Origin of the sequence: Egicoccus sp. AB-alg2 (assembly GCF_041821065.1) — a bacterium.
GTDB lineage: Bacteria > Actinomycetota > Nitriliruptoria > Nitriliruptorales > Nitriliruptoraceae > Egicoccus.
In genome coordinates, this window is sequence record NZ_JBGUAX010000008.1 from 329,009 (window position 1) to 342,519 (window position 13,511).

14 protein-coding genes are annotated in these 13,511 nt (G+C 69.4%); 13 read left to right on the plus strand and 1 reads right to left on the minus strand.

What is annotated here, in order from left to right; translation table 11 throughout:
- The first annotated feature begins 8 nt into the window (after positions 1-8).
- The 10 genes from ACERM0_RS17660 to ACERM0_RS17705 all read left to right on the plus strand — a co-directional run bounded on the left by ACERM0_RS17660 (position 9) and on the right by ACERM0_RS17705 (position 10,063).
- Positions 9-1,061, plus strand: coding sequence for a class I SAM-dependent methyltransferase (locus tag ACERM0_RS17660; RefSeq protein ID WP_373679931.1), 1,053 nt, complete (start codon positions 9-11; stop codon positions 1,059-1,061).
- 41 nt (positions 1,062-1,102) lie between these two features.
- Entirely contained in the window at positions 1,103-1,423 is a 321-nt protein-coding gene (locus ACERM0_RS17665) for a hypothetical protein (RefSeq protein WP_373679932.1), read from the plus strand.
- Positions 1,424-1,589: 166 nt separating this feature from the next.
- Positions 1,590-2,417 carry an ABC transporter ATP-binding protein gene (locus tag ACERM0_RS17670; protein WP_373679933.1) on the plus strand — a complete coding sequence of 276 codons (828 nt, stop codon included), beginning with the start codon at positions 1,590-1,592 and terminating at the stop codon, positions 2,415-2,417.
- Positions 2,404-3,282 carry an ABC transporter permease gene (locus ACERM0_RS17675; RefSeq protein WP_373679934.1) on the plus strand — a complete coding sequence of 293 codons (879 nt, stop codon included), beginning with the start codon at positions 2,404-2,406 and terminating at the stop codon, positions 3,280-3,282. The genes ACERM0_RS17670 and ACERM0_RS17675 overlap by 14 nt, the downstream gene beginning before the upstream one ends.
- Positions 3,283-3,333: 51 nt before the next feature.
- Entirely contained in the window at positions 3,334-4,446 is a 1,113-nt protein-coding gene (locus tag ACERM0_RS17680) for an ABC transporter substrate-binding protein (protein WP_373679935.1), read from the plus strand.
- 113 nt (positions 4,447-4,559) lie between these two features.
- Complete coding sequence (locus ACERM0_RS17685; protein ID WP_373679936.1) at positions 4,560-5,366, plus strand: LLM class flavin-dependent oxidoreductase; 807 nt, start codon at positions 4,560-4,562, stop codon at positions 5,364-5,366.
- Between the two features lie 40 nt (positions 5,367-5,406).
- Complete coding sequence (locus ACERM0_RS17690; protein WP_373679937.1) at positions 5,407-6,822, plus strand: aldehyde dehydrogenase family protein; 1,416 nt, start codon at positions 5,407-5,409, stop codon at positions 6,820-6,822.
- 10 nt (positions 6,823-6,832) lie between these two features.
- Entirely contained in the window at positions 6,833-8,053 is a 1,221-nt protein-coding gene (locus ACERM0_RS17695; RefSeq protein WP_373679938.1) for an FAD-dependent oxidoreductase, read from the plus strand.
- Positions 8,054-8,087: 34 nt separating this feature from the next.
- Positions 8,088-8,834, plus strand: coding sequence for an arylmalonate decarboxylase (locus ACERM0_RS17700; RefSeq protein WP_373679939.1), 747 nt, complete (start codon positions 8,088-8,090; stop codon positions 8,832-8,834).
- Complete coding sequence (locus ACERM0_RS17705) at positions 8,831-10,063, plus strand: MFS transporter (RefSeq protein WP_373679940.1); 1,233 nt, start codon at positions 8,831-8,833, stop codon at positions 10,061-10,063. The genes ACERM0_RS17700 and ACERM0_RS17705 overlap by 4 nt, the downstream gene beginning before the upstream one ends.
- Here ACERM0_RS17705 and ACERM0_RS17710 read toward each other — a convergent pair.
- The gene (locus ACERM0_RS17710) at positions 10,020-10,619 is read right to left on the minus strand and encodes a cysteine hydrolase family protein (RefSeq protein ID WP_373679941.1); all 600 of its coding nucleotides are present in this window, start codon (positions 10,617-10,619) and stop codon (positions 10,020-10,022) included. The genes ACERM0_RS17705 and ACERM0_RS17710 overlap by 44 nt on opposite strands.
- A 174-nt stretch (positions 10,620-10,793) precedes the next feature.
- Here ACERM0_RS17710 and ACERM0_RS17715 point away from each other — a divergent pair, with 174 nt between their 5' ends.
- The 3 genes from ACERM0_RS17715 to ACERM0_RS17725 all read left to right on the plus strand — a co-directional run.
- Positions 10,794-12,230, plus strand: a complete 1,437-nt coding sequence (locus ACERM0_RS17715; RefSeq protein WP_373679942.1) for an MmgE/PrpD family protein — start codon at positions 10,794-10,796, stop codon at positions 12,228-12,230.
- Between the two features lie 39 nt (positions 12,231-12,269).
- Positions 12,270-12,929, plus strand: coding sequence for an isochorismatase family protein (locus tag ACERM0_RS17720; protein ID WP_373679943.1), 660 nt, complete (start codon positions 12,270-12,272; stop codon positions 12,927-12,929).
- A gap of 78 nt (positions 12,930-13,007) precedes the next feature.
- A partial coding sequence (locus ACERM0_RS17725; RefSeq protein WP_373679944.1) for a carboxyl transferase domain-containing protein occupies positions 13,008-13,511 on the plus strand: 504 nt, incomplete at its 3' end.

Here is a 13,511-nt window from a genome sequence, read left to right on the forward strand (position 1 = left end):
TGGAGATCATGACACAGGGAACCTTCCGGCCGAGCGCGTCGACGCTGGCGGACCACGACTACCTCGACTACGTCGAGGGGGTGCGCAAGTTCGCCAAGTCGGCGATGGACGCGGCTGCGCGCGCGGTGGTCGAGGACGTCCTAGCCGAACACGGCGAGCCCGTCCGTGACGTGCCGACGCTGCGCGCACTGATCGACCCGTCGCCCGTAGTCGGCCTGCGCAATCGCTTGCTGCGCTCGCAGCAGGAGATGATGTGGCGCCGGATCCACCAGACCCTCGACGCCCGGCGTGGGGAACTGCTCGCCGAACTCGAGGCCGCCGAGCAGCGGGGGCCCGGCAGCGTCCACTGGGATCCGGACCTCGCCTACCCGGAGTACTTCACGAGCGCGGACATCCACCTGCAGCCCGAGAGCTACGAAGGTGACGACCTCGCCGGCTACATCTACCACTACGGCACCAACATCTTCTACGTCGGTCGCAACGACGACGACCGGGCCAAGCAGGGCACCGTCGACCGCCTGCCGCTGCCGGAGGGGCCCACCGAGGCCGTACTCGACCTGGCGTGCTCCATCGGGCAGTCGACGACGGCGCTCAAGAAGCGCCTGCCCGAAGCCCGCGTCACCGGCATCGACCTGGCCGCACCGATGGTGCGTTACGCCCATCTGCGGGCGTCTACGCTCGGCATCGACGTCGATTTCCGCCAGGAGTCCGCAGCCGACCTGTCGTTCGAGGACGGCACCTTCGACCTCGTCTACTGCAACATCCTGTTCCACGAGGTCCCCCGCGAGACGGCGGAGCAGGTCGTGGCCGAGGCGCACCGCGTCCTGCGCAACGGCGGCATGTTCATCGTCCAGGACTTCGGCAACCGCTCGCCGGACGGTCCGATGACGATGCAGGACTACACCCGCAACATCGACACCAACTTCAACGGCGAACCGTTCGCTAGCCGCTTCGTCTACTCGGACTTCCTCGATCTGCTCCGAGCCACCTTCGCCGACGTGGACCCGGACGCGAGCCCGGACCCGTCGGGCATCCGTCAGATGCGGGTGTGTCGCAAGTGAGCGCCCCAGCGATCGAGCCAGCGACCAGGAGGCCGACCACCATGACCCAGCCCAGCCCGACGCCCGCGGCGGCCGTGTCCGTCGACCAACGCCACCCGTACTTCCTCGACGACCCGGTCGTGGACGCCCTCGTCGAGGTGTGTCTCGAACTCGGCGGCGAGCTGTGGGCCACACGCTCGCGGGTCGCCCGGCTCGAGGGGCTGCTCGAGGTCGGGGGCCGGCCAGTGGCCGAGCTCCTCGAGGAACAGGGCGGCGCCGAGGAGGGCCGCGCGGCCTGGACCGCCGAACGCGACCAGTTCGTCGAGCGCCTGTTCGGCGTCCTCGCCCGGCGCGACCACGTGCCGGCGAGCGAGATCGTCTGACGCACAAACTGCCCCTTATACGGGAAGGCGCCGGCACCTGCCGGCGCCTTCTTCCGTTCCGCGGCCGTCGGCGCGGATATCGGACCAGGGGTTGACGGCCCATGAGGCCGGCTCCTAGTGTTCCATGTGGGAGCATAATGTTTCGACATGTGGAACGGGAGTGGGCATGGCCGACGTTCGGGTCGCCGAGCGGGCGATCGAGGTTCACCACGTCTCGAAGACCTTCCGGGTCAACCGAAATGACCATGTTCAGGCGTTACGGGACGTGCACTTCGGGATCGACGAGGGCGAGTTCGTGGTCCTGCTCGGCCCGTCCGGCTGCGGGAAGACCACGCTGCTGCGCATCATGGGTGGCCTCGAACCGGCCACCGAGGGTGGCATCAGCTTCCCGGGCGGTTCGGGCGGCGTGGGTGACATCGGGTTCGTGTTCCAGGACGCGACCCTGATGCCGTGGCGATCAGCACAGCGCAACGTCGAGGTCCCGCTCGAGATCGCCGGCATCGACCGGGCCGCCCGTCGGCAGCGTGCTGCCGAGTTGCTCGAACTGGTGGGGCTGAGGGGCTTCGAGAAGAAGCTGCCCACGCAACTGTCGGGCGGGATGCGCCAGCGCGTGTCCATCGCCCGCGCCCTCGCCCACGACCCGCCGGTCCTGCTCATGGACGAGCCGTTCGGGGCGCTCGATGCGCAGACCCGCGAGTCGATGAACGTCGAGCTCCAGCGAATCTGGATGGAGAGCGCGAAGACGGTGGTGTTCGTGACCCATTCGGTCGAGGAAGCCATCTTCATGGCCGACCGCATCGTGCTGCTCGACACGCACCCCGGACGCATCCACTCGATCACCCCCGTCACCTTCCCCCGGCCCCGCCAGCCCGAGTTGATCCGCTCCGCGCCGTTCCAGGACCTCGTTTCCGAGATCCGCGACGCCATCGCCGTGGTCGGCAGCGGCAACAACGACCTGCAGCCGGTCGAAGGGAGCGACGATGTCGCCCACTGACGCGATCCGGGCGGACGCCCACCCCGAAACCGTGCCGGCGGACCTGCCCGTCGACCCGGGCCCCAACCTCGTCACGCGGCTCGGCCAGAGCCGCTGGCTGTCGCTGTGGACGACGCCGTTGATCCTGGCCGTCGTGCTCATCACCTGGGAGACCTACGTCGCGGTGACGGGGATCTCCCGGTTCGTCCTGCCGGCGCCGTCGGCGGTCGCAGCCGCGTTCGCCGAGCAGATCACCGACCCGTTCGTATGGCGCAACCACATTTGGACGACCTTCTACCAGGTCATGTGGGGGCTCGGCTTCGCGATCCTGCTGGGTGTCGGGCTCGGGTTCGCAGTCGGCAAGTCGCAGGTGGTCGACAAGATCATCAGGCCCTTCCTGGTCGCGACCCAAGTCGTGCCCAAGGTCGCGCTGGTGCCGCTGTTCATCCTGTGGTTCGGGTTCGGCCCCACGTCCAAGATCGTGATCGCCGCCCTCCTTGCGTTCTTCCCGCTGCTGATCAACACCGCGTTCGGCGTCCGCTCGGTCCCGCAGTCGATGCACGACCTGATGACCACGCTCGGCGCGAGCCGGTGGCAGCGGTTCTGGAAGGCCGAGTTCCCCCACACCCTGGCCTACATCCTGGCCGGCATGGAGCTCGCGGTCGTGCAGGCCACGATCGGGGCGATCGTTGGCGAGTACCTCGGCGGCGACCGGGGCCTGGGTCGCTACGCGGTCAACCTCCAGATGCAGTTGCAGGTGGACAAGCTGTTCGGCGCGATCTTGATGATGACGATCTTCGGATTCCTGCTGTATTCGCTGGTGATGGGGACGCGTCGCTACTTCATCCCCTGGCACGAATCGGCCAAGCCGCGTCGCCGCCTGTGACAACAGGTGGTGTCAAACCACGGGGAACCAACCGGGTTAGAGGGAGCCTCCATGCAGAGCAACAACACGACAGGACCGGCGAACATCAGCCGCCGTTCGTTCCTCCGCGGCAGCGCCGCCACCATGATGGTGCCGCTCGTCGGCGGCGGGCTCGGTGCCCTGCTGTCTGCCTGCAGCGACGGCCAGGCCCAGCCGGCCGCCAACGGAACCGAGGGCGAGGCCGCCAACGGGTCGGACACGCTATCGGGCCGCTACATGACAGCACTCGGTTTCTCACTGAGCTTCATCGAGACGGTGATCGCCAAGGAGCAGGGCTTCTTCGACGAGCAGGGGCTGTTCCTCGAGATCCTCGGCGGCCAGGGCACCGCGACCGCGCTGCAGTCGGTGTTGGGAGGCACCACGCAACTGTCGCGCGCGAATGCCATCAACGGCATCATCGCCATCGCGAACGAGCAGGCGCCGATCATCAACATCGGCACGGTGCGGCAGCGCGGGCAGTTCGAACTGGTCTCGCTGCCTGACTCGCCGATCAACTCGCCCGACGACCTCAGCGAGGGTCTGACCATCGGCATCGTCTCGGCCGCCGGTGCGACCGAGAACCTGCTCGACCTGATCCTCAGCAACCAGGGCATCGACCTCGGCAGCATCCAGCGACCCGTGACCGGCGTCGGCCCGGCCGGGTACGAGCTCGCCCGTGACGGCTCGGTGGACGCCTGGATCTCGGTCAACACCGACCGCCAGACCCTCGAGGACGACGGCAACGACCTGGTGTCGTTCAACATCTACGACCACGTCGACCTGCCGTCGGACACCTACTGCTGCGCGCTCGAACTGGTCGAGAACGACGATGACCGGCCGGCGCGGTTCCTCGCCGGCGTCCTGCAGGCCATGGACTGGGCCACCGACGAGTCGAACTGGGAGCAGGCCGTCGAGCATCTGCGGGTCTACAACAACGAGATCGACACCGAGGCCGCACTCGTCGAGTTCCCGCTCATGGTCGAGGACTGGAACGCCAACGGTGAGGACGGTCGACTCGCACTCGTCGAGCAGAAGTGGAGCGGCGGCCAAGAGGCCCTCACATCGGTCGGCCTCGTCAACGAGACCGTCGAACTCGACAAGCTGATCTACCCCGACTACCTCGAGCAGGCACGCGAGCGGATCTGATCTCGTTGCCAACGACCACGTCGACCACGTCGGGAGAGGGGAGGGCCGTCGCGCCGCCCCCTCTCCCGACGTGGTCGTTCAAGACCCGGCAGCAGTACGGCACGTGGCCGGAGTTGCGCGAGTTCTGGCGCGCCGCGGACGACCTCGGGGTGTTTCGCGGTGGCTGGGTCTACGACCACCTGTTGCCGATCTTCACCGACGGTGCCGGCGGCCCGGTCCTCGAGTCGTGGACGCTGCTGACCGCCCTCGGGGCGAGCACGACCCGCCTGCGCCTCGGCGTCATGGTCTCTGGCAACGTCTACCGGAACCCGGCCCTGCTGATGAAGATGGCGACCTCGATCGACGTGATCAGCGACGGGCGGGTCGACCTCGGCCTGGGCGCCGGCTGGAACGCCGAGGAGTACCAGCGCTTCGGGTTCGGTGACGTTGCGGCGCCCGGCCTCCCTCCGGTCCGCGAACGCATGGACCGGCTCGACGAGGCCTGTGCCGTCGTGACCGCGATGCGCCGGTCGCCCGACGGGGCGACGGTGCAGGGTCGCTACCACGGCGTCGACCGCGCGGTGCTCGACCCGGCCCCCCTGGGCCCCCTGCCGCTGTACATCGGCGGCCGCGGCGAGCGTCGCACGTTGCGCACGGCCGCCCGCTTCGCCGACGGCTGGAACCTGCCGGCCGGCGACGCGGCCGTGCTCGCGCACAAGCGTGGCGTGCTCGAACGGCACTGCGCTGACCTCGGCCGCGACCCCGCCGAGGTCGAGGTCTCGGCCCAGGTGGTCGTCGACGCCGGCATCGACGCCGCGGTCGACAAGGCCCAGGCGTTACGCGCCGCCGGGGCCGGCCACGTCGTGTTCGTCTTCGACCCGCCCCTGCGGACCGTGGACCTCCAGGCGCTCGCGACACGCCTCGATGAGCACACCGCCTGACCCCGGCAGCCGCCGTCCGACCTATTCGAGGAGTTCGTCCGTGGAAGTCATCAGCCCGATCGACGGCGCCGTGTTCGCCACGGTTGGCGAGCACACGGTCGCCGACGCCGAACGTGCCCTGGCCACCGCCGCCGCGGCACAACCGGCGTGGGCGGCGACGGCGGCCGGCGAGCGCGGTCGTCTGCTGCACCGCGTGGCCGACCTCATCCGGCGCGACCGGGAGAGCCTCGCCGAACTCGAGTCACGCAACACCGGCAAGCTGTTGGCCGACACGCGGCGCGAGGTCGAGCGTGCCGCGGACTGCTTCACCTACTACGCCGGCTGGGCCGACAAGGTGCTCGGCCGCACGATCCCGGTCCCCGGCGACTTCCACACCTACACCGAGCGGGTGCCCTTCGGGGTCGCGCTCGGCATCATCCCGTGGAACGTGCCACTGTTCTTCGCGGCAAAGAAGATGGCACCGGCGCTCGCCTTCGGCAACGCGACAGTGGTCAAGCCGGCGCCAGAGACGCCCTTGACGGCCATGGCGCTTCGTGACCTCGTCATCGAGGCCGGGATCGACGAGGACCTGGTCCACGTCGTGGTCGGCGGTCGCGAGGTCGGTGCCGCCCTCGTTACCTCACCGGACAGCCACCTCGTCGTCGTCACCGGGCACCCGGACACCGGCCGGGCCATCGCCCGTGCCGCCGCCGACACGCTGACGCCCGTCGGGCTCGAACTCGGTGGCAAGTCGCCGCAACTGGTCTTCACCGACGCGGACCTCGACGCCGCTGCCGACGCCATCTCGCTGGGCGTGTTCGCCACCGCCGGCCAGATGTGCATCGCCGGTTCGCGCCTGCTCGTCCACGAGCAGGTCCACGAACCGCTGCTGGAACGGCTGGCCGATCGGGTCACCCGCCTACGCGTCGGTGACCCCTTCTCGCCGGACAGTGACCTCGGACCGCAGATCACCTCCGCCCAGCGCGACAAGACGCTCTCGTTCATCGAGGGCGCGGCCGGCGAGGGCGCCCGCCTGGTCGGGCAGGCGTCCCTGCCCGACGACCCGCGGCTCGCCGACGGCTACTTCGTGCCGCCGTCACTGTTCGACCAGGTCCATCCCGACTCGACGCTAGCCCAGGAAGAGGTGTTCGGGCCCGTCCTCGGCATCACGACCTTCCGGGACGAGGCCGACGCGGTGCGTCTGGCCAACCACACCCGCTTCGGACTCGCTGCCGGGGTGTGGACCTCCGACGTCGGCCGCGCCCACGCGATCAGCCGGCAGCTGCGCGTCGGCAACGTGTGGATCAACACCTACCGGGTCCTTTCCGACCTCGTCCCGTTCGGGGGCTTCGGCGACTCCGGCTACGGCCGCGAGAACGGCGAGGACGCCGTCAATCTCTACACCACCACCCGCGCGACGTGGACGTCGCTGCGCGCGGGTGTCCCGACCCTGTTCAGCCAGGCCCGATCCCAGTAGGAGCACTCCCATGTCCGCATCCGCAGCGCCGGAGAAGCGCGTTCTCGTCACGGGCGCCGGTCCCGTCGGCCTGACCATGGCCGCACTGCTCGCCTACCGGGGCATCCCCACGCTCCTCGTCGAGGAGCGGGCCGAGGTCGACCCCGAACCCAAGGCCTCGACGTTCCACGCGCCGACGTTGGAACTGCTCGACGTGCTCGGGGTGACCGAGGCACTGGTCGGCAAGGGCCTGATCGCCGACAAGTACCAGAACCGCGACCGCGAGAAGGGCGTCGTGGCCGAGTTCGACTTCGGCCTGCTCAAGGACGACACCCGCTACCCGTTCCGGCTGCAGTGCGAACAGCAGCGGCTATGTGAACTGCTGCTCGACCGCCTCGCGGACGAACCGCTGGTCGAGATTCGCTTCTCCACGCGACTGGACGCGTTCGTGGACGACGGCGACGGGGTCACGGTGACGCTGGTCACCGACGCGGGCGAGAGCGTCCAGGAGCGGGCCAGCCTGCTCATCGCGGCCGACGGCGCGTCGAGCACGGTCCGCGAGCAGCTCGGCGTCGAGTTCCCCGGGACCACCTACGAGGACCGCTACCTGGTCTTCCTCACCGACTTCGCGTTCGAGGACGTGCTCGACGACCTCGTGCTCGTCAACTACATCTCCGACCCCAACGAGTTCGTGGTACTGCTGCGGGCGCCGCAGGCCTGGCGCGTGCTGTTCCGTGCCGAGCCCGAGCTGACCGAGGAGCAGGCCTTCGACCCGGTGCTCGCTCAGCGCCGGCTGCAGGGCGTGGTCCCGCGCGACGAGGACTACAACGTCGTGCACACCCAGCTCTACCGCATCCACCAGCGGGTGGCGGAGAGGTTCCGGGTCGGGCGCACGCTGCTGATCGGTGACGCCGCCCACCTCAACAGCCCGATCGGTGGCATGGGCATGAACAACGGCATCCACGATGCTTTCGATCTCGCCCGGTCGCTGCCGGACGTGGTCGCCGGCCGAGCGACGGTCGACTCCCTCGACGACTGGGCCCGCCGTCGCCGCGACATCGCGCTCGAGTACGTGCAACTGATCACCGACCGCAACAGCAAGGCCCTCGCCGAACGGGACGAAGCCGCGCGCCAGGCGACGCAGGAACAGCTGCGCGCGACGGCCAGCGACCCCGTCAAAGCCCGCGAGTGGCTGCTGTCGTCATCGATGCTCAAGGCCGTCAACGCCCAGCGGCTGCTGCCCTACGCCTGAGCGAGCCGGCAGACCTGCGCCGAAGGAACCATCCATGCCTGATGTCATCGGCTACCGCGCCAACGTCGCCGTGCTCATCCCGTCGACCAACACCGTCGTCGAGGCCGAGTACAACATGATGGCACCGCACGGGGTCACTATCCATGCCGGCCGTATGTATGTCGGACGTCCGCAGTTGCACTCCGACGAGGCCACCGTCCAGCTCCTCGACGACGTGCGTGCGGACGTTCCCAACGCCGTCCGCGACGTGGTCACCCTGCAGCCCGATCAGATCGTCATGGGGATGTCCGCGCCCACGTTCTACGGCGGGCTCGAGGGCTGCCGGCAGTACGAACGCGAGATCACCGAGCTCGCTGGCGGCGTCCCGGTGACCAGTGGTCCGGCTTCCCTCGTGCGGGCCCTCGACGCGCTGGAGGCTCGCACGATCGGCGTGCTCAGTCCCTACCAGCCGGTCAACGACAAGCAGGTCGTCAACTACTTCGAGGAGGCGGGACGCAGCATCACGGGCTATCTCGGGATGCGCACCGGGTCGGCGACCGGGATCGCCGAGCTGACCGAGGACGAGGTCCGGCCCAAGCTCACCGAACTGGCGGCGTCCAAGCCGGACGCGATCGTGCAGGTCGGTACGAACCTGGCCATGGTGCGCCTGGCCGGCGAGGCCGAGCGCTGGCTGGGCCTTCCGGTGCTGGCGATCAACGCGACGTCGATGTGGTCGGCGCTGCGCGACCTCGGCATCGATGACGGCATCCGCGGCTTCGGCTGCCTGCTCCGGGACCATTGACGACCGACGCGGCCCCGATCGAGCCGCCGGCGCGCCGGGCGGGCAAGCTGCTGCTCGATCGGGGCTTCGGACCGTTCTTCCTCGGCAACCTGGTGTCCAACAGTGGCACCTGGTTCCAGAACATCGCCGCCGTCCTGCTCATCCACCAACTGACCGGCTCGGCGACCTACGTCGGGCTGGTCAGCGCGATGCAGTTCGGTATGACGCTGCTGTGGAGCCCGTGGGCCGGGACCTGGGCCGACCGGGTCGACCGACGGTGGCTGATGCTGTTCGGCCAGGCGCTCGGGCTGACGTCGGCGGTGTCGCTGGCGCTGCTGGCCCGCGGCCCGCTCTCGCCGGTCGCGATCCTCTCGCTCGTCGCGCTCGCCGGATGCGGGCACGCGATCAGCAGTCCGGCGATGCAGGCCTCCATCCCCAACCTGGTGCGGCCTTCGGAGGTGGCGCAGGCCGTCGCGCTGCAGTCGTTGACGTTCAACCTTGCCCGCGCCGTCGGACCCGCGGCCGGCGCCTTCGTCTACGCACGCCACGGGCCCTCGGTCTCGTTCGCCGTCAACGCCGCGAGCTACGGGCTGTTCATCCTGCTGCTGCTCGGCCTGCGGCTGCGTCGGCACCACGCGTTGCGGACCGCGGACCGCTCGGTGCTGGCCGGGCTGCGGTTCGTGCGGCAGCGGCCGGCCCTGGTCGCCGCGCTCGCCGGGGTCGGCGCGCTCGGCTTTGTCATGGACCCGGTCAACACGCTCACGCCCTCGCTGGCCGGGCTGCTCGGCCGCGGTGACGAGGTCGTCGGGATCATGGTCACCACGTTCGGCATCGGTGCGGTCGCGGTCGTGCCGTTCATCTCGCGCCTGCGTGGCGATCGCGCCCCTGGGACCAGCGGCGCCCGGGCACTGATGGTCCTCGCCGCGAGCCAGGCGCTGCTCGGGCTGAGCCCCAACCTCGGGATCGCACTTGTCGCCCTGCTGGTCGGCGGGGCGGGCTTCCTGTTCGGTGTCGCCGACCTCACGGCCGTGATCCATGCGCGCGTCAACGAGCACCTCAAGGGACGCGTGATGGCCATCTGGGGCATGGCGTTCCTCGGCAGCCGCCCGGCCGCAGCCGTGTTCCACGGCTCGCTCGCCGACGCGACCAACCCGAGGGTCACGACGATCGTGACCGCGACGCTCGGTGTCGCTGCGGCGGTGGCCGTCAGGCGCCGGCTGGCTGCAGCTGACCGTGCCGTACCGCGCTGAGCAGATCGTCGGCGTCCATGAGCGTGGCGAAGTGGCGGCCGAGGTTGTCGATGGCAGGGCGCCCGAGCCGTTGGTCGGTCCACCCGACCAGTTCTGGCACGACGATTACCTCGAAATCGCGCATGAACGCGTCGCGGACGGTCGAGTCGACACACACGTTGGCGGCGGTCCCGACCACGATGATCCCGTCAGCGCGGGCACTGCGGAGCAGCAGCGGGAGCGCTGTGTCCACGAAAGCGCTGTACCGGTGCTTTTCGATCACCTGGTCGGCGTCCGAGAAGCCGGCCCCAGGGTGCAGTTCGGCGCCCCACGAACCCTCAGCGCAAACCGCCAGCGGGTCGCGCCCGAGGGCGGCCATGCGGCGACGGCGCGCCGGACTCGTGGTCCGTAGCGAGGTGACCTGCCGGACCGCCGTGATGCCGAAGCCGACCTCGCGCAACCCGGGCAGGGTCCGTGCGAGTGCATCGACCATGGCCTCGTTGGCCGAGACGTCGGCGCCCAGGCGCGCCAGCGCCCCGGAGGGGTCGCAGAAGTCGTTCTGGACGTCGATGGCCACCACGTGCCAGCGAATCGAAGCATCGAGCACCGCCGCCTCCCACCGCTTGTGCCGCTCCCGCGACCACGTTAAGGTACACCGTTCCACTAGACGATACAACGTTTCTGTCATGTGCCCCGGGGGCTGGGGGAGACCGCCCGCCCCCGGCGGACGCCCGTTCGCGCGGAGATCTCTATGGCCCAGACCACGCTGCCCTCGGCTGGCACCGACACGATCACCCTCAGCCAGTCGCTGGCCCGGTTCGCGGCCGAAGCGACCTACGACGCGCTGCCGGACGAGGTCCGGGCCAGCGTGCGGCAGCGACTGCTCGACACCCTCGGCATCGCCCTCGCGGCGACGAACCTCGACTCGAGCCAGGGCGTCCTCGACCACCTCGTCGCGCAGGGTGGCCGGCCCGATGCGCAAGTGATCGGCCTCGCGAACCGGCTCCCCGCAGCGCAGGCAGCGTTCGCCAACGGCGTCCTCGCGCACTCGCTCGACTACGACGACACCCACTTGCCGTCGATCCTGCACCCCAGCGCCACCGTGGTGCCTGCCGCGCTCGCCGCTGCCGAGGCCGCCGACGCCACCGGCGCACAGCTCGTCGCCGCCATCGCCGTCGGGCTCGAGGTGTGCGTCCGCGTCGGGATGGCAGGCTACGACCGTGAAGCACGCAACTCGCTCTACTTCGACCGGGGCCAGCACGCCACGTCCATGTGTGGTGCGCTCGGCGGTGCGGTGGCCGCGGGCCTGCTGCTCGGCGGGACCGAGTCGCAGATCGCCGACAGCCTCGGGGTCGCCGCGTCCATGGCGTCCGGGATCATCGAAGCCAACCGGACCGGCGGCACCGTCAAACGCATCCACTGCGGCTGGGCCGCTCACGCTGCGGTCAACGCTGCGGAACTCGTCCGCGCGGGCATCAGCGGGCCGCCGACGGTCTTCGAGGGCCGCTTCGGCTTCTTCCAGTGCTTCCTCGACGGCAACTACTCCCCCGACGAGATCACCGACGGGCTCGGTGTCGACTGGGCAGCTCCCGGCATCCACTTCAAGCCCTACCCGGCGAACCACTTCACCCACACCGCCATCGACGCCGGTCTGCAGCTGCGCGAGCGTGGTGTCAACCCCGAGGACATCGCCAGCATCGAGCTCGGCGTCGCCGGTCCGACGGTGCGCACGATTGGTGAGCCCATCGAGGTCAAGCGCACGCCGCAGACCGGCTATCAGGCCCAGTTCTCCGGCCCCTACGTCCTGGCGGCCGCCCTGCTCGGTGGCGGCGGGCTCGGGCTCGGGCTCGAGGACTTCACCGACGAACTGGCGCGGGAGCCCCGGCGTCGCGCCCTTATGGAGAAGGTCTCGGTCGTCGCCAAAGAGCGGTGCGCCGGCATCTACCCCGAGGAGTTCCCTGCCGTCGTGCGCGTCAGGTTCACCGATGGCCGCGAGGAGATAATCGAGGTCCTGGAGAACCGTGGCGGTCCTGGGAGGCCGCTCAGCGACGCCGAGGTGTCGGAGAAGTTCCGGGACAACGCTGGGCGCCGGCTCGCCAGCGACCGTGTCGAGAGCCTGGCGGCCGTGATCCTCGGACTGGGTGAGGCCACGCCGGTGCGCGAGGTGATGGGCCTGGTCGCGGGCTGAGAGAGCTCGTCTTCTGAAGCCGTTCGTCCGAGGAGGATCATGGAGTCGTCCGCGCTTACAGCACGCGAACTGTACGAGCAGCATCAACGCAGCCGTACCCCACGGTTCGGCATCGGCGACAAGGTCGCATTGGTCAACGTCGACCTGCAGCGCGCGTACACGGGGATCAATGAGTTCGCCACTGCATACGAGACGGACCCGCGCCAACTCGATCACGTCGTCGAACTCGCCGGGGTAGTGCGTGCACTCGGCGGCCCGGTCGTGTGGACCTACGTGGCATATGAGGACTCCGGCGCGGACTGCGGCGTGTGGGGTACGCGCTCGGACACGCCGGACTCCTTGCAGAACATCAAGGTGGGGTCGCGCCGGTCCGAGCTCGACGAGCGGCTCGACATCCATGACGTCGACGTAGTCATGCGCAAGCGGATGCCGTCGGCCTTCTTCGAGACCAACCTGCCGTCACTGCTGACCTGGCATCGCGTCGACACGGTGATCGTGACGGGCGGTTCGACGTCTGGGTGCGTGCGCGCCACCGCGGTGGACAGTCTGTCGCACGGCTATCGCACCATCGTCCCGGAGGAGTGCGTCGCCGACAAGCACGAATCGCCGCATTTCGCGAGTCTCTACGACCTGTCCGTGAAGTATGCGGACGTGACATCTACAACAGAGGTTCTCGCTGGGTTGCGATCGCGTATGTGACGCCCACTGTCGAGAACGCATTGGGCGCATCGTTCGCGGCCCACGCGTCTTCCGTCAGCGCCCGCTGCCCGACCGAAGGTGTTCGCCGTGGCCGAGACCACGAAGGACAAGCTCGAGGAGTTGCGTCGCCGTCAGGCCGAGGCGGCCGCCGGTGGTGGCGAGGAAGCGATCGCCAAGCAGCACGACCGGGGCAAGCTGACCGCCCGCGAGCGGATCGACCTGCTGCTCGACGAGGGGTCGTTCGTCGAGACCGACGCGTTCGCGGTGCACCGCGCGACCGGGTTCGGGCTGGAGAAGAAGAAGATCCTGGGCGACGGTGTGGTGACCGGCCACGGCACCATCGACGGCCGCCGGGTGTGCGTGTTCAGCCAGGACTTCACCGCGTTCGGTGGCTCGCTGGGCGAGGTGTTCGCCGCCAAGGTCGTCAAGATCATGGACCTGGCGGAGAAGATGGGCGTCCCGGTCGTCGGGTTGAACGACTCGGGCGGTGCGCGCATCCAGGAGGGCGTGGTCTCCCTGGGCGGCTACGGCGACATCTTCCTGCGAAACGTCCGCAGCTCCGGGGTGATCCCGCAGATCTCG